The organism is Gaoshiqia hydrogeniformans, assembly GCF_049347105.1.
Classification (GTDB): Bacteria; Bacteroidota; Bacteroidia; order Bacteroidales; family Prolixibacteraceae; genus Gaoshiqia; species Gaoshiqia hydrogeniformans.
In genome coordinates, this window is record NZ_CP186334.1 from 1564132 (window position 1) to 1589729 (window position 25598).

A 25598-nucleotide genomic window follows, 5' to 3' on the forward strand; every position below is an offset into this window, starting at 1 on the left:
GGGCTTTGCACTCGTGGTTATTTCACCTGAAGTTTGAAGATCCAGGCAATTTTACAAGCCGGGTTGTTTTGTAATGCTTTAGGTATATTTATAATAATCCCTTTCCCATTTGTTTCCCATTTTAATGGGGAAGTATGACCCAGCATAAAAATCTGGCTTTTGGACAAAGGCTGAAAGGATGAAATTGCCACTTTTGAAGGCATTGTTTTTTCTTCTTTGTCGGACAGGTATATTGCATAAACGACGTTGTCCTTTTGGGTAAATGCAAGTTTTGTTTCGTGATACGGCTTGACCGTTTTGGTGCCATAAATTGCCTCCCCGTTAATTTTCATCCAATTCCCAATTTCTTTTAACCGGTCGTAGGCAACCGGATCGAGTTCCCCATTGGCATCGGGCCCGATATTGAGCAAAAGATTTCCGCCCCGCGAAACCACCTGCACCAAGGTCTGAATAAGTTGATGGGCCGATTTGTAATTGTCATTCTTTCGGTACGACCACTGGTTGCCTATCGTCATGCAGGTTTCCCAGGGATAATCAAGCGCTTCTTCCGGAACTTCCTGTTCGGGAGTCCGGTAATTTTCATACAGGCCATTGCTGGCTCTCACCACCATCATCGTTCCGGGTTGGCAACTACGAAGCATTGATGCAATTTGGGGCCAGTCCACTTTTTTCTCCCGCGATATCTCGTTCAAATCAAACCAGAACAAATCGATGCTCCCATAGCCGGTAGCAAGTTCTTCCAGTTGATGGTACATAAACGAGTTGTAACCTTCCCATTTCTCCGGATATTTTTCCGGCGAATAATTGACCTGGCGGTCGGTCGGGGGGAAATAATCCCACCAGTAATCTTTGTGGTTCCAGTCGCTTGTTGAATAATAGGCTCCAATCATAAAACCGTCGTTGCGAAAGCTGTTAAAAATTTCTTTCGCGATATTTGCTTTTGGATGCGCATGAAACGGGCAGCCGGGCGATGTAATCCGGTAATCGCTCAACCGGGTATCGAACATCGAGAAACCGTCGTGGTGCTTGGTGGTGAACACCACGTATTTCATTCCTGCGTTGCGGGCTGCGGCAGACCATTTCTCCGGAGCAAATTTTATCGGATTAAAACTTGTTTTCAGGTTTTCGTACTCGTTTTTATACTCGAAATAACTTTTGTCCTTTGGCCTGGAAATCCATGTTTTGTCTTCAGGGCAAATGCTCCACGATTCTATTATCCCCCATTGGCTGTATGTTCCCCAATGGATAAACAAGCCAAATTTCAGGTCCTGCCATTCCTTGATCGTTTGAATAACTTTCTCATCATCAGGCAAAAGATAGGGGGTCGTTGTTTTATGCTGTGCAATTCCAAGGTGGACAAACAGATGGAATAGCAGAAAAAATAAAAGTGCAGTTTTTTTATTCATATATCTGTTTTTTATGGTTGCTATATTGGAAATTACTTGACAACCAGTTTTTTACAAAATGTTTCATTTTCGTTGTTTGTGATTTTCAGGAAGTATATGCCGGGTTTAAAGTTCCTGTTTTCCAGAATATACGAACTGCCTGTAAATCCATGTTCTGAAACGATCCCTTTTCCTGAACTATCGAAAAGCAATAAGCTGTATTTCTTGTTTTTCGATGGAAGTTTTATCGTCGTGTGTTTTGTAAATGGGTTGGGGAACACCAGTATCTCCTGTTTCGGATCGGGACTTATATCGTTGATGGATGTTATTTCTTCCGGATTATCAATGTGTACTACGAAATCATCGAGTGCAGTCCGGTGGCAGGTTTGGAGATTATTTCGCATTGCCCCGATGGAGCCTCCATTGCAAAATTTAGAATAGGCCACCGCATCCGTTTCGGTATAGTTTAATGCCTTTTCACCATCCAGTTGGATTTGAATGGAAATGCTATTTTGCGATATGCTTTGTTTAATCGAAATTTCGTGTAACGAATTGACTGATTGTTTCAAGGCGTTGGAATTACTGATGACGGTTTCGTTCCCGTTAAGCCTTTTTAAAAACCTCCCGCCGATTATGTCATAATAGTAATAATTATTTTCATCTACGTACAGAAGGAGGAAACCTTCGTTAATGTCGTAATTCAATGTGGGTTGCGACTTAAACCCAATGGTGGCATTTTTAAAACTGTTGGCCGATACGATCACGAATTTTCCGCTTTGGCAAAACAGAGGAACGATATGGTTATTTTTAAAATCTTTGCGATCTAACCGAACCTGATACCCTTTCCATCCGTCGGGCGTTTTCCATGTCAGTACATCGGTCGTGTCGTTGTATAAAAAAGGATTGATTTTGTTGATAACCCCGGTCGAAAAATCATCTCTGAACGTATTGGGTTTTTTAGGTTTGGAATTTGGCAGTTTCTCGGGTTCCGGCGTTCTTCCCGGCACTTCAAATGCGCCAATGTCGGGCCGGTTATCCCTGATTGTCCCATGAATATCAACCATCATCCCACTATCGGTTGCCGACCATGTTGCATTCAATCTGGTCCCGGCATCGACCAGCGGACTGGTTGGTGCGATTGCCCCATCTCTGTTTTTCGGACTGATAAATGGCGAAAAGTCAAGGTTCACATATCCCAGACCGGCAAAGAGTTCTTTCCCATTCGATTTGTAAATCGAGTTGTGATCGTACCGGTCGTATTCTGTAATACTATTCACAATGGGGGGCACTGCAAAAATATTGTTGTACACCGAAACATTCCGGGAAAGATGGGATGGAAGTTTAACATCCAGAACAGTAGTATAAAGTGTTTTATTGAGCATAGAAAAAGAATCATCGGGAACATCGATTACCGAGTTGTTTCGTATAATGCACCCATCGATGCCTACATCGCTTGAATGAAATGCAAAACCGCCGCCGCCATAGAACAAGTTATTTTCAACCAAAATATTGCTGAACTCGTAAACACTGCCTTTTTTTGCATTCATCATCACTCCCATTGCCTCGTAATAGTAAAAGCGGTTATTTCGTATTGCAATGTCGCGTACTCCGTAATCGGCTGATGAGCTGTATATTATGGGGTACATGTGAATACCATCGCAATGTCGGTTCCAGTCAAATCCATCGTTGTCCCCGGCCCCATCGTAAAGGTTCCGGATGGTGTTGCCATCAATTAAAACTCCGGTAGCCGTCACAATTACAACTCCATCCTGTGTTATGTCGTGAATATCGTTATTCAGAACGTTGACATCTTTACTTTCCTGAATACGTACCCCCCAGCCGGTCTCTGTAATTTCACAATTTTTTACAGTCACATTGGTTGCCATCTTCATATTAACAGCGGCCCTGTCGATAGCGGCAACACTTCCGTTCCAGGGGCCTGCAATCTTGAAGATACAGTGATCGAACACCACATTCTTTGCAGATACATTCGCCCCCTTTTTTATCTCGAAGCCATAAAAACCCAGGTTGATCTCCGACATACTGTATCCATCGTTCTCGTCCCAACCGCCTACACATCCTTTTTCCCTGAAAGGACATTCCGACGACCCGAGTGTCAGGGTTTCAAAAACTGCGGTTTCTCCCGGGATTTCAATAAAAAAAGTTGGTTTTGTAAATGTTATATCGGGCCCGCCCTGTTTGCTTATGCCCAACACCTGATCGCCATAATTTCCGGAGAAAAAATACAATGTGTCGCCTGCTGCCATTTGACTAACAGCAAAATCAACTGTTTTCCACGGGCTCGTTTTTGAACCGGTTGCATTGTCAGTTCCATTGGGGGATATATAATAACCCGATTGTCCGAATCCGGGCAAATGCATTAATAATCCTCCCAGCAATACTATTTTAAATTTGTTCATTTTAAACTGAAATAACATGTCACACTCCTGGCCAGAACCAGTTGCATACAAAATATTAAAAATGGCCGACCTGCATTCGCTGTGTAAATTACAGGCCGACCATCGGAATGTCAATTAAGACTATTGGTTACCAAAGTGGATTTTGAACAAGGCTTGGACTTTTAATCACTTCTTCGTGAGGGATCGGATAAAGATACATAGCTCTGGTCCATTGTAAATTACGTGTAAGAACCCGGTTGAAATATGATCCTGACTGACCGGGAGGAATTGTTTTTACGCCATCTACGTTCATCCCGTAATAAACTGATTGATCAGCCTCCTGCCCGGGGTCGCATATCATCCAGCGACGAACATCGAAATAGCGTTGGCCTTCCGTAAACAGTTCAACCTGGCGTTCCTGCCTGATTGCTTTTGCCTGGGCTTCATAATTTCCAATCAGGTTTGTTTTGACGCCTGTGTCATGGAGCTTTTGGTATCCGGGGATACCAGCGCGTTCGCGAACCTTATCCAGATAAACAATAACGTTTTTGTCGGAAGGCGAGACTTCGTTACATGCTTCTGCATAGTACAAGAAAAAGTCAGCCAAACGAAGTATTATCGAAGGACGGGCATAATTTTTCAGGTACGAACCGGTTTGCATTAACTCCTGATTGTTTCTTTTGTAAAGCAGGTATCCGGTGTAATGTTCGCGGTTGACTACAAAATTATCATTGTTTCCCCCCTTTGCCATATCCACCGTCCAGCCAGAGCTGGGCTGAATATGCCAACTTTTGCCATGATAGGTTATGGCATGATAGAAACGAGGTTCCCGGTTTACATACATATTAAAAACCTGCTTGTCGATTTGAGGTTTCTGGTATGCACAGGGGTTTTCAATATCTGTAAACCCGGTTTCGTTATACGAAGGATCTTCATGAATATCCAACCCATTACTTGTAAAGAAGGCATCTACAGCTTGCTGGGAAGCACCTATCCCGCTAAATCCATCGAAAATCTGTCTTGGTCTGCAACGGCGATCAAGATAGGAACCATCGTTTCCGTAGTTCAGATACGTAACTCCGGTTGCCCATATAATTTCCTTGTTGTAATCCTGAAATACTTTATAAACGGATTGGCTATGGTTGATTGTCCCATCTGAGTTTTTTATGGTAAACAATTCATATCCTTGCGTTTCTGCAAAGCTGAGAAATGTTTCGAGGTGTTGCTTGGCTGTCGTCCATTTTTTGGTGTCTTTGCCCGGAAACAGTTTCTTTCCATCGTTATTGGTAAGCTCCAATGCTTCTGCATACCCTCCATTAAATAACTTACTGGCGGCATAAACCCACAACTTTGCACGCATTGCCAAAACAACGGCACGAGTTGGGCGGGCCATTTCACTAAGATTTTCAGTCGTCCCTCCTGTAGAATTAGCAGAACGCAAGGTTATCGGTAATGCATCCTCATTCAAAACTTCCTGATATAGGTCGTCGATATATTTGACCATCTCATCTACTGAGGCTCTTCCATAATCGAATTGGGTTTTTGAGTCATCGGCAAGTTCATCAATAATCGGGACCGGGCCATATAGTTCAAATAGCGAGAAGTAGGCATATCCGATAAGAAATTTGGCTTCCGATTTCATCCTTTTTACATCGTTTTCGGTCAGCGATGCATTGTCGAGGGCATTACCAATAGGCTGCGCATTGTTCAGGAAAATATGGGCCTGACGGATGTATTGATACATTGGGGCAAAGCGGTGAAAACTTGCGCTACCAGCATTAAACCCGTTTTGCATGTATGTTTTCAGGGTCGAAAAATTGACGGTTGTTTCTCCGCACATACTGGGCCACGGGTTTTGAAACCCCGTAGGATTTATAAACATCTGGGAATATTCAGAAACACAGTTAAAAATATTTGCGTGCCATCTTTTTGTATAGCTTACATTACTGAAGACCTGTTCAATGGTCAGGTTGCTTGCCAGTTCGTCTGAGACATCCAAAAAGTCTTCACATGAGAAGAAGAACAGGCAAATTCCAACAAAAGCAGATAGGATATATTTTTTCATTTTGTAAAGATTTAAATGTTAAAAACCTAGTTCAAGACCGACCGTCCAGGTCATCGAAATAGGATACTTGCTGCCGGCAGACGAACCCATTTCGGGATCCCAAAGTTTGATGTGGTCCCATACGGCAATGTTGTTCCCTTGCACATAAATCCTGGCATTGTTCATGTTTACTTTCTTCAGCATTTGTTTGTTAAACTGATAGCCAAATTCCAGGTTTTTCAGGCGGATAAAATCGGCGCTTCTGCACCACCATGTACTTTCATTCACATTATGCGGGAAACTAGTTGCGTGCAGGCGGGGAAACATTACTTTCTGATTGTCGGGATTTTGACTGCTCCAATGGTCGACGACTTCCTCTCTCAGAGGCCTGATTATGCCCCCTGAGTTAAATGGATTGAGGTCGAATCCTCCTAACTTAGCAGTAGCATTTGCGACCCCCTGAAAGAAGATACCTGCATAGAATCCTTTATATTCTGCATTTAAGCCAAATCCATATACCCATTCAGGGTCTGGCGCATAAAACTGGTGGTCATAGGTCATATCATAGCTGTCGATTTTGCCATCGCCACTTAAATCGGAATACTTGATGTCGCCGGGTTTTACGGCCCCACTGGGAACCGGTAAGCCTTCTTTTAACGCATAGGATTTACTTCCGTCTGCAATATTGTCTGAGATAAGAAAATCATCATTTGTATATAATCCTTCTGCGATATATAATAATGGTGTGCCCAAACGATTCCCGGTATAGCGCTGATATTCATATTTTGGAGCAACTTCATCGTATTCAACAATTTCATTTCTTGCATAGGTCACATTTCCTCTGAAAGAAAGTTTCAGGTTGTCAATGTTCTGTTTTATTATAATACTCCCGTCAAACCCTTTATTGGTTACTTTCCCAAAATTTTGGAAAGGGCTTTGCCTGAACCCGGCAACCGAACTGATTGATTTACGTTGCATCAATATATCCCTTCTTTTATTCTGGAAAAAATCGAAGGTCATGTCAATACGGCCTTCAAAAAGGCCCAAATCAAAACCAACATTTTCTTTTTCCTCTATTTCCCACGACAGATAGGGCGCTGAAAAAGTACCTTCAATAATTCCGTTCCCGGGGGAATTCGTCCCTCCACCACCGCTTCCGCCTACAAAGCCAAGATTATATCCGGTAGAATTAATGTTCAAGGTGCTTCGGTATGGGAAACGGCTTCCGCCCACATTATCGTTCCCGGTAATACCATACGAGACCCGGAATTTCAATTTGTTGATAATATCTTTTGTACTCCCCATAAAATCTTCATGACTGGCATACCAAGCCAATCCAATAGAGGGGAAGATTCCATAGCGGTATCCTTTGGCAAAATTTTCGCTGCCGGTTAAGCCAAAACTTGCTTCTGCCAGATACCGGCTGTCATATCCGTAGGTTCCCCTGGCGACCAAACTTTGTTTTTTGTACGGCAGCCCGCTTCCCTGTAATTGTCGGTCTTTCTGCATGTACAAAAGCAGCCCGGTAACATCGTGCTTTTCTGCAAAAATCCGACTGTAATTGATGGATGACTCAAGATAAATTTGTTTTTCTCCGGCAGTTCCGGCGCTCGTTGGGTCTGTTAAGTTTGGTTGTCCGGCATTTACCTGCACGTATTCTTTTGCACCGCTGCTGTTTAGTCTCATGTAATAACTCTGGGGGCTTTTGGTCCTTTTGGTGGAAGATTCGTAATTGGAGTCAAAACTTCCGGTTATCCGGAGGCTTAATCCGGGCGTAATAAAATCCAATTTTTGGTTCAGACTTACCTTCGATTGAATATTGGCTTCCCAGTTTTTCTGATATCCTGATTCGTTTAAAAAGTTATAGGGGTTTCCGGCATATCCGTTGTATTCTTTAAATTCAGAAAAAGTACCATCGGAAAAACGGAGCGGAAACAGATGTGGTGCAAAATTTACAAGATTCCGGAAGATGGTCTCGGTGCCGGCTCCCGGATAGCTCGAATCTAAATATTGTCCGCTAATATCTGTCGATAAGACCGTGGTGTTGGTAACATCAACATCGATGTTTGAACGGATATTATAGCGGTTTAATCCGATGTTTGCATTGTATTTATCGATTGCCTGCGAGTCGAAAATACCATTTTCGCTATAATAGGCTCCCGAAACGAAGTATCTGACCTTTTCTGATCCACCACGAAGATTTAATGTTACCCGTTTGTTATTTGTATGATCTTGCAGCAGGTCTAGAAAGTTGGTATTGGGATACAAATCGGGATCAGCTCCACTCCTGTATATCTCCAGAACTTCATCGGGATATGGTTTGGTAAACGTTGTCGGGTTCCCTTTGTCTTCCCATATTGCTTCGTTGTATAACGACAAACTATTGTACGAATCCATAAGATTGGGGAGGCGGGTTGGTTTAACCGAGCTGTATTCGATCCGTACATCCAATGTTGGGGTTTTAATTGCGCCTCGTTTTGACGTAATCAATACAACACCGTTGGCTCCTTCAGCGCCATAAACGGCAGTTGCCGAAGCATCTTTTAATACGGTAAATGTTTCAATTTCATCAACTCCAATATCATTCATATTACGTGGGACGCCATCAACCAACACCAACGGAGAAGTACCTCCGGCAAAAGAACTTATACCGCGAATCCAGAATTGTGCATCATCACGGCCAGGTTCGCCAGAACGTTGTATTGCCAGTATCCCGGCAATTTGTCCGGCAATATTATTTGCAAGGCTTCGGGTGGGCATCGAAATTTCTTTTGAGGTGATGGTGTTAATGGAAGCAACAACACTGCTTTTTTTCTGTTGCCCGTACCCAACGGCAACCACTTCTTCGATACCTATTGCATCTTCAGTAAGTATAACATTAATGGTTGTCCTGTTCCCAACGGCAATCTCCTGACTTTTCATCCCCACAAAGGAGAAAATCAGAATAGCATTGGGAGGCACATTGTTCAAATTATAACTTCCATTGGCATCGGTAATTACTCCGGAATTAGAACCTTTTACAACTACAGTAACCCCCGGGATCGGCATTCCCGATGCATCGGTTATTTTTCCCGTTACACTTTTTCCCTGCTGAGTTGATCCTTGCGGGTTATCTGTGTCAGCAAATAAAACGTAGTTATTGTTGAACGAACGATATTTTACATTGGTTCCTTCAAAAAGTATTTCCAGAACTTCATCAATACTTTTCGAATTGCAGTCAATGTTTACTTTCCGATCAACATTGATGTTGTTCACATTGTACATAAACCGGAACTCGGTTTGTTCTTCGATTAATTTCAGAATACTGTTCACCGATTCTTTTTCAGCTTTTAAACTGAAACGACCATTGTTCTGCGAGAATACGCCCGCCGAAACCTGAGAAAATAGTACAAACAAAAAGAACGTTGTTAGTTTCATAATTCTAAGCAATTGCCTTGTGCAGGGTATTCTCCTGGCACAGAAATTCCATCGTTTTTTTTTCATAAATTTGTAGTGTTAATGATTAAAAATTAATACAATCACCAGGTGATTGTTGGAAGGAAAGTCTCGTACACTTTCCTTCCTTTATTTTTAGAAATTAATTTTTACTTGCTCTCCATTTATTTCATAGCTAAATTTTGATGTTAGTTGCATCATATTCAATAGTTCATGAAGGCTTTCTGTCCTAATTGTCATTGTATACCGGTCGTCGTTTTTCTGTTTTGGGCCTACTTTTATAGTCACCCCATACCAGCGCTCAATTTGCGGGATCAATTCATCAAACGAAATATCGACGAACCGTAACTCGTCATTCTTCCATAAAGAATATAGTCCGGAAGAAACATTTTGGACATTAACCGCATTCGTTTGAACATTGTATTGAGCTTGCTGTCCCGGTTCCAGTTTGACAAGTAGTTTGCTGTCTGCTTTTTTAATTTGAACTTCGCCCTCTTCCAGGGTGGTTTCAACAAAAGGTTCGTGGGAGTAGCTTCGCAAATTAAATTTTGTGCCGGTCACAACGACTTTCATTCCTGATTTTGTAATTACTTCAAAAGGATGGGTGCGGTCTTTTTCAATTTCAAAAAACGCTTCTCCATCAAGGGTCACGTTACGGGGGTTCGACTCATCGTATTTTAAAACTGTTTGAGAATTAAGCCAAACCCGGCTTCCATCCGAAAGCACAAGTTGAGATTTCTCTCCTTTAAATGTACTTAACTCTTTGACCGTAGATTGGGTTTGATCAGAAAGGAGCCCACTTACCCACAAACTACCAAGTCCTCCGGCGACAATAAGCAGGACGGATGCAGCCACTTTCCATACAAAGTCAGGGAGAATCAGCTTCTTTTTTGTTTCTGCTCTGGGTAGTAACCGGTTCAATTTATCCCAGGCTTTATCAATATCGATTTCGGATTTTAAATAGTGGAGTTTGCTGGAATGATACGCATGGTGGAGTTTGCGAAAATTGTCCCGGTTTTCTTCAGAATTGGAAACCCAACAAAGAATTGTATCGTTTTCTTCTGTTGAGGTTCTTTTATCAAAAAACCGGAGCAATAAAGTCTCGTTTATTGATTCTTCCATGTTTTGTGTTTTTTTCATTAAGCTTATACCGGGAGCTTGGGTTTTACCCCTACAAAAGCAAAAATATTTTTTTAAGGTTACAACGTAAATGGATACGTCGGTTTTTCCTTTGTAATTACGCAGTGTATAATGCCTGCTCAATTATTCAGGAAAATGCCGATTAAAAAGATGCAGAGATAATCTTTCAATTCTATTTTTAATTTTGACAGGGCGCGGCTCATCTGGGTTTCGACCGTTTTTACTGATAAATTGAGTTCGCTGGCTATTTCGGTGTATTTTAAACCATCCTCGCGGCTCATCCTGAAAATTCGCTGGCATTCTTCCGGCAACGAACCAATGGCTTCTTCAACTTTTGTTTGAAATTCAGTAAAAAATACCGATTCGTAAGTGTCGAAATCTTCTTTTTGGTTTTTGTAAACGACTTCGATCACCGAATAATAATTATCAACTACTTTTCGGTGTTCAATAAAATTGAAGCAAAGGTTCTGTACCGATTTAAACAGGTAGGGCTTGATTTCGTGGTCGAGTTTCAACCGATCTCTTTTCGACCAAATATTTAAAAACACCTCCTGCACTATTTCTTCAGCCTCTGCCTGATTTGCGATGAACTTATTGGCAAAACCACATAAACGAACGTAATATTTTCGAAACATTAATTCGAAAGATTGTTCGTCATCCAATAGTTGTTTGCTGTTAATTCCCATCCGCAATATCGATTCTTGACTATAAAGATAAAGATTTTGAAATAGAATCAGGAAAAGTTTATCGTGCGTAGAGAACCAACTTGCTTTTTGCCAGGCAATATACATTTTATAAACCGGCATACAATTGCGCCATCATTCCCATGCCCATTTGGGCGATTACCCGGTACCCGCTCATTTGCAATTTCACGCCACCCCGGTTGTCCTGGGCAACGCCTTTTAAAAAGCCATCGGGAGTGATGTAATCTTGCAAGCCGTTCCAACATTTTTTAGCCTGTGTTTTATAGTGTTCTGGCAAAATTCCAATTTCTATTCCGGTTAAAACAGCAGCGGCAATTCCCGCCGAACCCGAAGTGTCGGGTACACTTTCCGGCTGGTCCATAAAACAGTTCCAAAGCCCGTCTTCCCGTTGCATCGACAAAACAATTTCTGCGGCCTCGCGAAATTTCTGAACAAGCTCCTGATCTTCACTTTTCAACTCCGACAGGGTGCGGGCGAATCCCAGCAGAAACCAGGCTGCGCCCCTGGCCCAGTTCGGATAAGAATAATTTCCGGCCGTGTTCCGAAGGTAAATTTTACCGTTGTGGAGCAACACCAAACGATGTTTCAGTTGTTCGAGGGCTTTTTGTTGCAATTGGTGGTCTTGCCTGGTTTTTCCAATTACAGCCATCGGGTACGCAACGGTATAACAACCTTCGGCTGAGATCATTTCTCCATCAATGACCATCCCGTTGGGTTGGGTATAGCTTTCCCATGCAGCCGTCACGGTTTGCAAAATAGGATGGGTTGGGTTGATGCGGGCCAGGGTGGCAAAAGGAATGGTCGATTCGATTCCGTCGGTTCGGTTGTCGCGTGGAAAACTTTGCGATGTTTCGTAAATCAGATTATTCTTGTCGTCGAAAAACAAACCGAAATGAGACTGAATGGTTTGCAGCGCTTCTTTATTCCCTTTTCGGGAATAGAGCTGCCACAAGCCATCGAGCACCGTACCTTCGCGCCAGCCAAAAGCCTGCACCGAATTGATTGATGTAAAGCAGTTTAAAAAACGATCGGTCGTCCCTCTTTCGTTCGGCGAATGCAAAATGTGCGGAACAAAAGCGGTATTGCCCACCCCCTCTGGTGGGTTGCTAAAAATCCAGAGTGGCGATTTCCCTTCCAGTTCCATCTCCAGCCCGTGTTGATTTATGGCAGAAGCGTATTCTGCGGAGATTTTCAGTTCGTAAGGGACTAACACCGAGGAATACCGGATATCGATGATTCCCAGCGCTGTTCCGGTTTCGGCAATGCGGACATGCACCTGTTTTTCATCCCAAATTTCTTGTGCCACCGAAATACGGAGCCAAAGATTTTTTGGTGGCAAATGCTCCTGCGGTTTTACATGAATGGTTTTCCCGGGGCCAATGCCAACGACCGGCCAGCCAAAAGGCGCCCGTTTTCCCGAAGGAAGTTCAAGGGGCTGATGACGGATGATTTGCAAATTAATCTGACCTGAAAAAGCCTTTGGCTTGTCCGATGTTTTGAAACAGGCCAACGTTGGGACAGCAAGCAACCCGAGAGTTCCGGCAGGAACAAGTTCAAGAAAAGAGCGACGTTTCATATCCTTTTAATGTAATTGTTAAAAGAGAACAGAGCAGGAAATTGCCTTCCGCATACAAACGATACGGAAGGCAGTAAAAGAGAGGTTGCGATTATTAATCGATGGCTCCCTCATTTGCAGTTGTTGGCCAGCCTGGATTTTGGTAAATCGGAGAACTTGAAATATCGTTATTTGCGGATGTGATCAGAAAATGCTGAATGGCAATCGGTTGAAGATAATGTGCCATTGTCCATCGGTATCCGTTGTATACCAATTCTTTTCCTGTCTTCTCGTAAACCCGCAAATAATTGCTGGTTGAAGGACTTGATACGGTTGCAGTAGGTGTCCCATAGGTTACTTTTAGTTCTCCGTTTGCATCTTTATACCATTCCTGCATTGGTCCCCACAGCTTGAACCCTTCAATATGGTAAGGCGTTGCAATCATCTGGTCGTAGGAACGCCAGCGTTTTAAGTCCATCAGGCGGAGTCCTTCAGCCATTAATTCACATCGCCTTTCCCGACGGATATTGTACAGGGTCGGGCTTACCAATGTTCCGACAGAGTATGCGCCCCAGTCATTTTTTGCTTCTTCGCTCATGTTGGTCGCTGCAATTGTTTTGTTGTAATCGGTATCAACTCCTGCACGCGAGCGGATCGCTTCCCAGTATTGTTTTGCTTTTGCATCGAGCGAACCATTTTTTTCGTAGCAAGCCTCTAAGTAGTTGAGGTAGGCTTCGGTAGCCCTGAAAACAATGCATCCTGAATAGCCCAGTCCGTTTCCGCACAAGGCTGCATCGTAATTCAACCCTTTCCGGATAGAATATCCTGTTGAATAACCTTTTTCCCGTGATGAATTGGTAATGTCGGGGATCGGCTCAACCGGTGTGGCCTGTGTGCCATCGGAGGAAGGATAGAGGACGTTGATTTGTGCTGGTTGTTTCAGGAAAAGCCATAATCGCCCGTCTCTGTTTTTTCTGACATCGGCCAAATAATCGTCGCCCTGATAACCCGATCCGCTGGCGTAAACCGGCAAGCCGTTTGCCATCAGAAAGCCATCCACCATTCCCCGGGTCAGGCCGACTGCATAGTTACCCAATTGGGCATATACCGGAACATTGTGTACAATGTTTAACCCTTTGTCGTATTTCCGCCACAACAGCACTTCGCTATAACCCGACATATTTACGGCGCTGAACATGTCGAAATACAAATTCTTTGCATCGCTGGTGGATTGCTGTAATACCTTATTGTTTACCGTAAGCGCAAAATTGTCAGCAACCTCCATTGCTGATGCCATTGCCTGTCCGAACAGCCATTCAATCTCCGCATCGATGCTCCCGGCGGGGAACTGATAGCTTTTGTTGTAGTCTTTTGAAGCGCCGGTCCAGTTTGTCCCGTTGGGAACAAAGGCCGTTCCTTTGAAATATTTAAGCCAACATGCTTCAAACAATGCCACACGTGATTTCACCAATTGAGCACAGGCCTTCGATATTCTGTTTTTTGCCCCATCGGGAGAAGTGGCTTGCAGCAAAGTGATTGCCGAATCAAGGTCCGCAATAATAAACCGCACAACATCGGTACGGGGCGACCGTTTACTGGCTGCGATAAGCGATTCGGGATCGTCGCTCAACACCGTTTTTACAATCGGGAAATCACCCATTGCCTGCACTTTGGTAAAATATTCCCAGGCCCGCAAAAAATACATTTCGCCGATGTAATGTTTCACAAGAGCTTCGCTCCCTGTAATTTTACCGGCTTTCCAGCGAGGCACTACTTTGTTCAGAAAATAGTTGTACTGATAGATGGTTTTAAATTCCCATTCGCCGCCCGATTGCGGAACTTTCCATTCGCCTGGAACATAGCGTGAAATATAATTAGGTGCAGCCATATTATCGGAATGTGAATCGAGGCCGAAGGTCCCGAAATTCCAGTTTTTGTGTGTCGGTAGTGAGTCATATTGGGCGATAGCATAAGCTGCTAATTGCGATTCGTCCCATAAATATTGTTCCGGCGTGATGCTCGATAGGGGTTCTTGATCGAGAAAATCGTTGCAGGACCAAAGAACCGTTATGAACCCAAAAATAAGGATATAATATATCTTCTTCATGTCTGAATTTTTAAAAGTTAACACTTAATCCGATCGACAACACTTTTGAAAGGGGATAGACATTACCGCCCCATCCTCCGCTGATGGTTTCCGGATCGAATATTTTGGTCATTTTGGTACCTGTCCAGAGGTTTTCACCGGCAACAAAAACACGCAGCCGGTCGATTTTAACCTGAGAAGTTAATTGTCGGGGCAAAGTGTAGCCAAATTGCAGGTTTTTCAGCCGGATATACGCTGCATTCTGAAGGTACCTGGTTTGTACTTTCTGGTTTTTCCCACCGAACAATGGGCGTGGATAATACGAATCCAGGTTTTGTCCCAGGGGATGGTCTGCATTATTCCTGAAATAATCTTCGTGTTCAACAAAACCGGTTGACCACCAGATGCCATTACGAAAAGCCCCCCAGAAATAATAGCTGTCCTGAAAATAGTCACGTTTCATTACACCTTCAAAGAAAGCCCTCATATCGAAGCCCTTCCATTCTGCATTTACATCGAATGAAAACAAAAACCGTGGAGTGCTGTTCCCGATAATTTTCAGGTCGCCATGATCGTCCAGGGTATTCGAGCCTCCATCAATTTTTCTATCATCGCTTAAATCCCGGAACATGATGTCGCCGGCATCCCACTGGCTTCCGAAGGAATTTTGTCCGCCGTTTGGCAGACTTGCCAGGTGAGCATCCATCTCTTCTTTTGTTTTTGCAATGCCAATGGTTTCATATCCCCATATCTCGTTCATAAACTGATCTTTCCGATAAGTGCTCAGCGAGCCTGTTTTGTTGGGATAGCGGGTAATTTTTGTCCGTGAGTCGGCCAATGTGAACCGTGTTCCATACTTCAGTCCATTGTCTAAACGGTCTTTCCAGCTCAAGGTCAGTTCAAACCCGTAAGTCTTTAAGTCGGTGTTGTTTATCTTCGGAACATCTGTTCCAAGGATTACCGGTAGTTCGGGGGCCGGGCCAACCATATCCAGGGTCAGACGGTTGAAAACATCGAAAGAAGCTGAAAGCCGGTTGCTGAAAGAGCTGACATCCATACCCATGTTCCAACTGTTTACCCGTTCCCATGTCAACGACTGGCTTACCAATCCGGGAGCGCTGCTGGTATTGGGTTTTGCCCCGCCGATGAGCCACGAGCCATTGGCAGTCCCTACCGGCATGGTTACATAAGTGGGGTACAGGCTGCTAGTATTCTGGTTCCCCAGTTCACCGTACGAAGCGCGAATTTTTAACATGCTTACTGTTCTCTGCAATGGCGCCCAGAATTTCTCATTGGCAATATTCCATCCGGCAGAAACAGAAGGGAACCAGTTCCATCTTTTATCAGACCGGAAGCGGGAGGTTCCGTCGTACCTGATATTTGTTTCCAGAAGGTATCTTCCTTTGTAATCGTAGTTCAGGCGACTAAAGAAACCGCTGGTCGACCATTCGTTATATCCTCCGGTAACGGAAGGTGAAACTGTTTTTCCCGAAGCATCGGTTCCCGAAGTTAAGTTAATGACAGGCAATGCTGCTACTAAGATTCCATCCCGGCGGGCAGAAAAATCGCGGGCTTTATTTTCTTCGACCTGAAAACCCAGCAACACTTTAAAGTTATGCCCGTTCTCCAATTGTTTGACATATTCAGAATAAACATTGGTGTTTAAATAATTTTCACGCATCCCGTATTCATAAACATGAGAGTCTGTAGTAAGGGCATAAGGCGCTCCGCTTACATCGTATGTGTATGTTTTTTGAATAGCCCAGTGTCTGAAATGGTTGAATGTGCGGTAATTCAGTTCTGCAAAAGTTTTCCATCCTTTTACCGGTTCCAACACAAATTGTATTTGCTGATACAGATAATCTTTCTGGCTTTTGTCCCTTCCTCCATCGCGCAACGCTAGCAACCACGAATTCATCACATAGCCATTAGGGTCGTACAAGGGAATGGTTGGCCATCCTTGCCGAGCCAGGTCGGTATTAAATGAATTGGTCAGTTTGGAAGGCCGGGCAAAATCTTCGCGGATAAACCGGTTGTTGAAATTTACGTTCAGCCATTTATTAATTTGTCCGCTAAGTTTTAAAGTGGTTGCATAACGGTCGAAAGTATCCTGGTTGTAAACCATTAACCCATTTTGATCGAGATAGTTTCCCGAAAAGTAGTATTGTAGTTTTTCGTTGCCCCCATTCACACTCAGGTTGTGTTCCTGCGAAAACGACCAGTCATGGTAATATTGGTCGTACCAGTCGATGTTATCGTTTCCATAGGCATAACCGCTTCCCCAGTATTTCGGGTTTGACGCATTAACGAGAGTAGTGGTGGTAATTTTTCCGTCCTGAAAATCTTTAATCCGCTGCAAGCGTTCAACCGAAATGTATGGAGAAGTTCCCCCGTTTATGTTGGCGTCGTTAAAATAAGTTGCAAAGGTGTACGAATCCATCATGTCCGGCATATTGATAGGCGAAGTCCATCTGAAATTGTTATTGTAGTTGACTACCGATGTTCCCTTCTTTCCCTTTTTTGTGGTTATCAGAATTACTCCGAACGGAGCCCGCGAACCATAGATCGATGATGCTGCTGCATCTTTCAGAATAGAAATATTATCTATATCCTGAGGGTTGATGACGTTGATGTTTCCTTCCATTCCATCGATAAGCACCAGCGGCGAACCGGTCGAACCTTCACCTATGGTTGCAGTACCACGAATATTAATACTTGGGCGGTCTTCGAGGCTGCCCCCGTTTGACTGGCTAATATTTAAGCCGGGCGCCAATCCCTGCAGCATCTGGGCTGCATTTTGAACCGGACGGTTTTGTAAACCCTCGGAGGTAATGGTTCCGACAGCGCCAGTAAGGTTGACCTTCTTCTGTGTGCCATATCCCACCACCACAACCTCATCGACACCGATCATCACCTCTTCCATTTTAACATGGATGACTGTTTTTGACCCAACGGTCAATTCCTGCGTCCTCATCCCCACAAACGAAAAAACCAAAACAGCATTCTGGGGGAGATTACTGAGCGAATAATTTCCGTCTCCATCAGTGATGGTGCCGGTAGTGGTGCCTTTTATCACAACCGAAACGCCCGGGAGCGAAACGCCTGCCGAATCGCTGACCTTTCCTTTCACCGTTAATGTCTGTTGCGAAACCGTCGGGCTTGCACCATTTTCGGGATAAAGAACTATCCGGCGATCTGTGATTCTGAACGTAATGGCCTTGTCCTTTAGTAATTCAGAAAGAATTTCGTCGATGTTTTTGTTTTCGGCGCTCAGGCTTACTTTTTGATTTAACTGGACCTGCTCGGCATTGTAGAAGAATACAAAGTTCGAGTTATCTTCAATTTTTCGAAGAGCGTCTTCCAACGAAACATTGCTCAGGTTCATGCTTAGCTTGGTCTGTTGGGAGTATCCGGTTGCAGAAACTCTCAGTAATCCGACCAAAACGATAAAGAATGTTAAACGCATAATTCGCCATAGTTTAACGATGCCTCCATCCGGGAAGGCATGCAATTTGACCTTTTTTTTCATACATTTGTTTAGCTTGATTAATAAATGGAATAGCGCAAACTATTCGTTAATTGATTAACTAACTGCCCGGGCGATGCTGGAACATTTCCCGGGTTTTTTGTTTTTATTTCTTATTGATCCATAATTTATTGTTTTCCTTTTTTACAGTGATTGGTATGGTAAGATTGATCACCTCTAAAAATCGGTCAATCTCTTCATCCTGGTAAATGCTTCCCGAGTAGATTTCTTTTTCAAGTTCGGGATTCTGAAAAAAGATCGATACCTTGTACATCCGTTCCAATGTTTTGGCCAGTTCGCCAAACGAAACTTTGTCAAAATAATATTCCCCGTTCCTCCAAAGGGTCGACAGGCGCGAGTCAACCCCGGTAACCGACTGCAAGTTTTCGATTTTGTCGTAGCTCCACCTCTCACCCGGTTTCAGGATGACAGAATTTTTCTCTCCGGGAATATCCTTTATCTCAATACTCCCTTCCAGCAAGGTGGTTTCTGTTTTCTGATCGCTGCAGTAGGCCTTTACATTGAACTCGGTACCTAGTACATTTATGCTCATGTTGTCGGTTATCACCCGGAAGATTCTTTCGTGATTTTTTGTCACTTTAAAAAAGGCCTCTCCGTCGAGTTCCACTTCCTGCAGTTTTTTACCGGGCGAAATATGATATTTCAGTTTTGAATCATAGTTCAGAGCGACGAATGTGCCATCGGGGAGGATCAATTCCGATTGCTGTCCTTTTGGTGTATTGAATTCGATGAGGTCAGCATGGGTGTTTGTTCCTGAAAAAATCTGATTCAGCCCCAACCAGTACCCGCCCAAGGCAAACAGAACGATGATTGAAGCGGCAGCAGCGATCCGGAAATAGCGAATATTTGAATGTTTCCCGGATGAATGTAGTCGAAACAAGGTTAATGATTTTGCTCTTATTTCTGAAAAATCGGGTATCCCGGCTTCCGGCGCAGGATTATCTTTTCGTTTGAACTTTAAAATGTAGGCGATCAATATGGCCAGGGCCGATTCCTGGTCACGCTGTTTTATTGTCCGGTAATCTTTTATGGATTGACGAGACACCCCGTTTTTAAATTTGTTATTAAACAACTGATTTTCTGTTTTTTTGTCCATTTTTCTGTTGTCCTCTTTACCCTAAAAGCGAATGACAGAAAAATATACCCTCTCGGGAAAGGTGTTTTATAACATATCGGGAATGGGAATGTCTAATTTACGTCAGTGGATACGATTAAAAATCGCCGAAATTCTTTTTCAATTTTTACCTGAAAACATGTGATTAAAGATTGCATCAGTTTGGCGGATACAGGTTTGGAAAAAGAGGATGATTGATTCTGTATCTGATTCCAACAAAACCTTTAGTTTTTGAATGGCTTTTTGTATGCTGTTGCTTACCGACTGGTAATTTACCTGCATGACTTCGGCCACTTCGGCATTCGACAGGTTTTTGTAGAACTTTAGGTAAATGGTTTCTTTTTGACGGGGAGGGAGTTGGTTGATGGCATCGGACAGACGATCGATCCGGAGTTCTTTTTCCTCCGCGTCGGCATCGGTTGAATATTCCAGCCGGAACTCGTCCAGTTGATCGGGGCGGATGGCAGAGCTCACATAGCGGTTTTTTCGAAGGTTATTAAAGATTTTTATCCGGAGCGATTTGAGCAGGTAGAACAAAATATTGTCGGTTGCCGAAAGTTTTTCGCGCTTGCTTGCCAGCTCAAAAAACAAATCCTGAATGCTGTCGCCAACCAGTTCAGCATCTGCAGAAAACCGTTGCCCGTATTCAAATAACTGCAAATGATAGGTATCGAAAATATAGGCGAACGCCTTTTCGTCGCCTTTCCTAAATCGCTGCCATATTTCCGAATCCATATTGGTTTTCATATACTCTTGTTAAGAGAGCCTGCTCTTAGCCATGTTGCAAAGCTATGAGATATTTTTGTTTTAAAATTATCCGGAATCAGAATAGGCTGAAAAGGCTAAAGCGAGTCATCGTCTTTTGCGAAAACAAGAAAAGTGTTTTATCCACTTTCCATATCGTTTCATACTCACCAACGAACACTTATACTAAAATTATCTGATTTTCTTATCGTTTAGCTGGATCGTATGACAGGTAAATCACGTTTTATTCTGTCGGTTTTTCTAAATATTTTGCAACCAACTGTCAATGAAGATCGGAAGCCGGAGAAAGTACCAGTATTCACTACCGGTGTTCAGTCGCAGTTTTACTCAGTGTTTTTTAGCTCCAAGCTGCAAGCCACAAGCCACAAGTTCCAACGTGCAAGCAAGCTGTAAGTTTCAAGCCCCGTTTGGCATGGTTATACAGCTACGTATTTTGGGCAGAATGAAGATAAAGACGGCAATTTGCCATTGTATTCTCAAACGTTTAGTTTTAATTCGGGAGATTCGGAAAGTACCTCTAAGAATTTTGTTTTAGGAATGCAGAATTCAGACAGGTCAGGAACTGCTTTACAAAAATATTGGGATGAGCCTACTCTCGGGTAACGACCTGTACAGAAACAAGCGGTGGGTGGTTAATTCGGCCGTAGTTTGTCGTGATCAATCAGGACCAGGATGAAGAACGGTTCACAGCCTAATGGGAGACGGACTCACAGCCTAATGGGAGACAGGCTCACTGCCTAATGGGAGACAGACTCACTGCCTAATGGGAGAAGAGTCCACAGCCTGGCTGAAATCTGTAACCTGTCAGGCTGCGGAAAATTCCGGGTCTATTGCACCGGTGCATTTAATACGTAGTCGAAGAGATACGTGCGCGGCTCTTTCAACCAGGTGTTGACCGAAAACCGGGTGCAGATGCTCAGTTAATAGTCGCCGGCGGGTAGCTGTGCCGGTTTTTAACCGGCGATGACCGAATGCGCGGTTAAAAACCACGCCACCCACAGCCCAACAACCGGCAACAGCCTGCAAAATGCAGGTATTTTTCGTCCTGCCAGGGATTTTGCCGATAGTTTGTTTCGTACAATTTCCCGTTATAAATTAGCAGAAACAAACGATTGCAAAAAAATAAACCTATCTAATAACTACTAAACAAATGAAGAAAGAATTATTTATTTCCGGATTGCTCCCTTTTTGTGCCATCATGCATGTTGGATGTACCCAACAAGCAAAAGAGCTGGCGGGCCCACCCAACATCATTTACATCATGAGCGACGACCATGCTTACCAGGCCATCAGCGCCTACGGACATGGTTTGAACCAAACGCCCAACATCGACCGGCTGGCAACAGAAGGCGCCATTTTTACCCGCGCCTGCGTTACCAACTCCATTTGTGCCCCCAGCCGCGCCGTCATGCTTACCGGCAAACACAGCTTTATCAATGGAAAAGTAGATAATGTCAGCCCTTTTGACTGGGACCAGGACAACTTTCCGAAACGGCTTCAGCAAGCAGGTTATCAAACAGCCATGATTGGTAAAATCCACCTGGATGGACTTCCGCAGGGATTTGATTTTTCGATGGTATTACCCGGGCAGGGACAGTATTACAACCCCGATTTCCTGATTAACGGCGAACGAAAACGGATACCGGGCTACTGTACCGAGATTACGACCGAATATGCGCTGAAATGGCTTGATGAAATGCGCGATAAGTCCAAACCTTTCTGTTTGCTGTACCACCAGAAAGCCCCTCACCGCAACTGGCTGCCTGCGCCCAAATACCTGAACCTTTATGACGATACCACCTTTACTCCTCCCGCCAGCTTCTATGATGATTACCAGGGACGGGGTACCGCCGCTAAAACACAGGAAATGCAGATTGACGGCCACGCCCGGTGGGGACACGATTTCAAACTGATTGTAGACCCGAACGGCGACAGCACCAACTTTGTACACGATCTGAAACGCATGAATCCCGAACAACGCCAAAACTGGATGGATGCCTACGAAAGCGAAAACCAGGAATTCCTGAAAGCCAACCTGCAAGGCAAAGAATTAGCCGAGTGGAAATACAACCGCTACATCAAAGATTACCTGCGCTGCATTCAATCGGTTGACGACGGAGTGGGCGAACTGCTTGACTATCTGGAAAGAAATGGCCTGGCTGAAAATACCATCGTGGTTTACACCTCCGACCAGGGCTTTTACCTGGGCGAACACGGCTGGTTCGACAAACGCTTCATGTACGAGGAGTCGTTTCGCACCCCGCTGCTGATCCGCTATCCGAAAGAAATCAAGCCGGGAACGAAAATTGACAAACTGGTGCAAAACCTCGATTTTGCCCCGACTTTCCTCGACTATGCCAAGGTGAAGATCCCGGCAGACATGCAGGGCGAATCGTTCCGTAAACTGGTTTCGGGCGAAACCGGCGAATGGCGCGATGCCGTTTATTACACCTATTACGAATACCCTTCGGTACACATGGTGAAACGCCACTACGGGGTAGCTACCGACCGCTATAAACTGATGCACTTTTATTACGACATCGACGAATGGGAGATGTACGACCTGCAAAGCGACCCGCAGGAAATGAAAAATGTTTATGACGATCCGGCCTACGCCGATGTACAACAACTGCTGCACAAACGATTGGAAGAACTGCGCGAAAAATATGGCGACTCAAACGAAAATGATCAACGTTATCTGAAAGCATATCTTGAAAAAACCGGTCACCACGAATAATCCGGCGGCAACCTCCGGCAACAGGACAGGCCGCTTCACCTGAAATACCCGAAGATACGGCAGAAGAACATCCGTATGGAATTTCAGAACATGAGTGCAGTCTGTTTATTGTTTTTAGGAATACTTTTAGGGAAAGATTATATTTCAATGCAATTAATTAAAAGGAGATGAACATCGACAAAAGAACCGATTTCAACCATAGGAAGCCGCCGATCGATAAAATCGTTCTTTCCACTTGCCTGGCCGGGCTTGCGGCTTGCACGCCAACCCAAAAACCGGTTCAGGAAACCAAACCCAATATCGTTATCATTTACCTGGATGATCTGGGTTTTGGCGATGTTGGCGCTTATGGCGCTACCGGTCTGCAAACCCCGAATATGGACAAACTGGCAAACGAAGGCGTTCGTTTTAATAATGGTTATGCTACATCAGCCACCTGCACTCCCAGCCGTTACGGGCTGCTGACGGGCATGTATCCCTGGCGCAACACGGAGGCCAAAATTCTGCCCGGCACAGCGCCGCTCCTGATCGATACCAACCAGATCACCATTCCGAAAATGCTCAAAAAGCAGGGATATCATACCGGCATTGTGGGTAAATGGCATCTCGGATTGGGTGACGGTTATGCTGACTGGAATCAACACATTGCCCCCGGACCAAATGAAGTCGGATTCGATTATTCCTACATCATGGCTGCTACCCAGGACCGTGTTCCAACCGTTTATATCGAAAACGGGAAGGTAGCGGGACTCGACCCCAACGATCCCATCGAGGTGAATTATGAACAAAATTTCGAAGGTGAGCCAACCGGGAAAGACAATCCCGAATTGTTAACGATGAAATGGCACCACGGGCACAATAACAGCATTGTGAACGGCATTCCGCGTATCGGTTTTATGAAAGGCGGGGAAAAGGCAAAGTGGAAAGACGTGGAGATGGCCGACCACTTCCTGTCCAAAGCACAGGAGTATGTGAAGGAGCATAAGAATGAACCTTTCTTTTTATATTATGCCATGCAGCAGCCGCACGTTCCGCGTACGCCGCACCCGCGTTTTGAAGGAAGTTCAGGCATGGGGCCGCGGGGTGATGTGATTGTGGAGGCCGACTGGTGTATTGGTGAGTTTATAAAAACGCTCGAAGAGGAAGGATTACTGGAAAATACGCTGATCATTTTCAGCAGCGACAACGGCCCTGTATTAAACGACGGCTATTATGATGATGCCGTTGAAAAGCTGGGAGACCACAAGCCCGGAGGACCGTTCAGGGGAGGGAAATACAGCCTTTATGAAGCCGGTACGCACGTGCCTCTTATCACTTACTGGAAAGGGAAAGTAACACCTGTGGTTTCAGATGCCCTGGTTTGCCAGATCGACCTGCTGGCTTCGCTGGCCCGACTGGTCGGCGGCGATGCCGGATCAACCGACAGCCGGGACTTCATGGAGGTATTGCTGGGTGTAAAAGAAGACGGGCGTAAAGAACTGATCCTGGAAGCCACCTCCAGAACTGCTCTTCGGAAAGACAACTGGGTCATGATCCCGCCATACAAGGGCCCGGCTGTAGAAAAACAAGTCAACATCGAATTGGGCAATTCAGCTGAATACCAGCTTTATGACCTCAATACGGACCCGGGGCAACAAAATAACCTGGCTCAGAAAAATCCGGAAAAACTACAAGAGATGATCTCCGTTTTTGAAGGGATTCGTGGCCAAACCAATGCTGAAATTGAACAACTGGAACTGAAATAAACCGTCGGGCTTAAATTAGAACAACTGCAAAAAGCTGCCGGGGACCGACGTCTCGAAACGCACTTTTTTGCCGGTGACGGGATGCCTGAAGGCCAGCACCCAGGCATGCAGTCCGAGGCGGCCAATCGGGTTCGATTTCGAACCGTACTTCTTATCCCCCACAACCGGGTGTTCCAGATCTTTCAGGTGCACCCGGATTTGGTTTTTTCGTCCGGTTTCGAGCTTCACCTTCAACAGCGAAAACTGATCGTTGCTCTTGATGGTTTCGTAATGTGTGATGGCCTTCTGTCCTTTTTCGGGGTCCTGGCTGGAGTACACAATAAATACCGAACTTTCGAACAGGTAAGAAGTGTAGGTACCTTTAGGCGGATCGAGCTGTCCATCAATCACGGCCAGGTAACTGCGTTCCGAGATGGTTTGTTTCCACGATTCCTGCAACAATTCCTGCATTTCCTTGCTTTTGGCAAACATCATCAAGCCCGAAGTTTCGCGGTCGAGGCGGTGTACGATAAAGATTTTATTATCCGGGTACGCTTCTTTCACGTAGTTGCTCAACATGCTGTAAACGGTGGCTCGTTTTTCTTTATCGGTGGCCATGCTCAGCAAACCGGCATTTTTATTGACCACAATCAGGTCTTTATCTTCATAAACGATATTTATGCCGCGCATTTGCGATACAACAGCTGCAGGCCGCCGACTCAGCTCCACTTTCATCCCGGGCTGTAAAAGATGGTTGAATTGTGTTACAGCCTTCCCGTTTACCAAGACCTGCTTCTTTTTAAGCATGGTTTTTATGTTGTTCCGGTTTTTATGCGGAAGTTGGGCAATCAGGAATTTCATCAGTTCATCCTGTTGTTTCACCAAAAAACCGGTATTCTCCGGCTTTTTCGGTTTCGATGTTTTATCGCCTTGTTTCTTTTCGTTCTTTTCCTTCATGTTGTC

Annotated in this window: 14 protein-coding genes; 2 read left to right on the top strand and 12 right to left on the bottom strand. The window is 44.4% G+C overall.

The genetic code is table 11. The annotated features are described in order from the left end of the window. Positions 1 to 17: 17 nt before the first annotated feature. From ACOIT5_RS06345 to ACOIT5_RS06395, 11 genes are all read right to left on the bottom strand, one after another. A complete protein-coding gene (locus tag ACOIT5_RS06345; protein ID WP_423129632.1) occupies positions 18 to 1406 on the bottom strand; it encodes an alpha-L-fucosidase in 1389 nt (462 codons plus the stop codon). Positions 1407 to 1438: 32 nt separating this feature from the next. After that, the gene (locus ACOIT5_RS06350) at positions 1439 to 3805 is read right to left on the bottom strand and encodes a T9SS type A sorting domain-containing protein (RefSeq protein WP_423129633.1); all 2367 of its coding nucleotides are present in this window, start codon (positions 3803 to 3805) and stop codon (positions 1439 to 1441) included. Between the two features lie 127 nt (positions 3806 to 3932). Beyond that, a complete protein-coding gene (locus tag ACOIT5_RS06355) occupies positions 3933 to 5849 on the bottom strand; it encodes a RagB/SusD family nutrient uptake outer membrane protein (protein WP_423129634.1) in 1917 nt (638 codons plus the stop codon). A gap of 18 nt (positions 5850 to 5867) precedes the next feature. Continuing rightward, positions 5868 to 9245: a TonB-dependent receptor gene (locus ACOIT5_RS06360; protein WP_423129635.1), complete on the bottom strand. Its 3378-nt coding sequence runs from the start codon at positions 9243 to 9245 to the stop codon at positions 5868 to 5870. A 153-nt stretch (positions 9246 to 9398) separates the two neighbouring features. After that, complete coding sequence (locus ACOIT5_RS06365) at positions 9399 to 10385, bottom strand: FecR family protein (RefSeq protein ID WP_423129636.1); 987 nt, start codon at positions 10383 to 10385, stop codon at positions 9399 to 9401. A gap of 137 nt (positions 10386 to 10522) precedes the next feature. Beyond that, complete coding sequence (locus tag ACOIT5_RS06370; protein WP_423129637.1) at positions 10523 to 11089, bottom strand: RNA polymerase sigma-70 factor; 567 nt, start codon at positions 11087 to 11089, stop codon at positions 10523 to 10525. A 106-nt stretch (positions 11090 to 11195) separates the two neighbouring features. Beyond that, the gene (locus tag ACOIT5_RS06375) at positions 11196 to 12683 is read right to left on the bottom strand and encodes a glycoside hydrolase family 88 protein (RefSeq protein ID WP_423129638.1); all 1488 of its coding nucleotides are present in this window, start codon (positions 12681 to 12683) and stop codon (positions 11196 to 11198) included. A gap of 94 nt (positions 12684 to 12777) precedes the next feature. Beyond that, the gene (locus ACOIT5_RS06380) at positions 12778 to 14769 is read right to left on the bottom strand and encodes a RagB/SusD family nutrient uptake outer membrane protein (RefSeq protein ID WP_423129639.1); all 1992 of its coding nucleotides are present in this window, start codon (positions 14767 to 14769) and stop codon (positions 12778 to 12780) included. A 10-nt stretch (positions 14770 to 14779) separates the two neighbouring features. Beyond that, on the bottom strand, positions 14780 to 18277 hold the full coding sequence (locus tag ACOIT5_RS06385) for a TonB-dependent receptor (RefSeq protein ID WP_423129640.1): 3498 nt from the start codon (positions 18275 to 18277) through the stop codon (positions 14780 to 14782). Between the two features lie 103 nt (positions 18278 to 18380). After that, entirely contained in the window at positions 18381 to 19391 is a 1011-nt protein-coding gene (locus ACOIT5_RS06390) for a FecR family protein (protein ID WP_423129641.1), read from the bottom strand. A 138-nt stretch (positions 19392 to 19529) separates the two neighbouring features. Continuing rightward, positions 19530 to 20156, bottom strand: coding sequence for an RNA polymerase sigma factor (locus ACOIT5_RS06395; protein WP_423129642.1), 627 nt, complete (start codon positions 20154 to 20156; stop codon positions 19530 to 19532). A 1168-nt stretch (positions 20157 to 21324) separates the two neighbouring features. On the opposite strand from ACOIT5_RS06395, the gene ACOIT5_RS06400 reads away from it, so the two are divergent. Further along, a complete protein-coding gene (locus tag ACOIT5_RS06400) occupies positions 21325 to 22911 on the top strand; it encodes a sulfatase family protein (RefSeq protein WP_423129643.1) in 1587 nt (528 codons plus the stop codon). Between the two features lie 167 nt (positions 22912 to 23078). Next, positions 23079 to 24656: a sulfatase family protein gene (locus tag ACOIT5_RS06405; RefSeq protein WP_423129644.1), complete on the top strand. Its 1578-nt coding sequence runs from the start codon at positions 23079 to 23081 to the stop codon at positions 24654 to 24656. Positions 24657 to 24671: 15 nt separating this feature from the next. On the opposite strand, the gene ACOIT5_RS06410 is transcribed toward ACOIT5_RS06405, so the two are convergent. After that, complete coding sequence (locus ACOIT5_RS06410) at positions 24672 to 25592, bottom strand: RluA family pseudouridine synthase (protein ID WP_423129645.1); 921 nt, start codon at positions 25590 to 25592, stop codon at positions 24672 to 24674. Between the last annotated feature and the right edge of the window lie 6 nt (positions 25593 to 25598).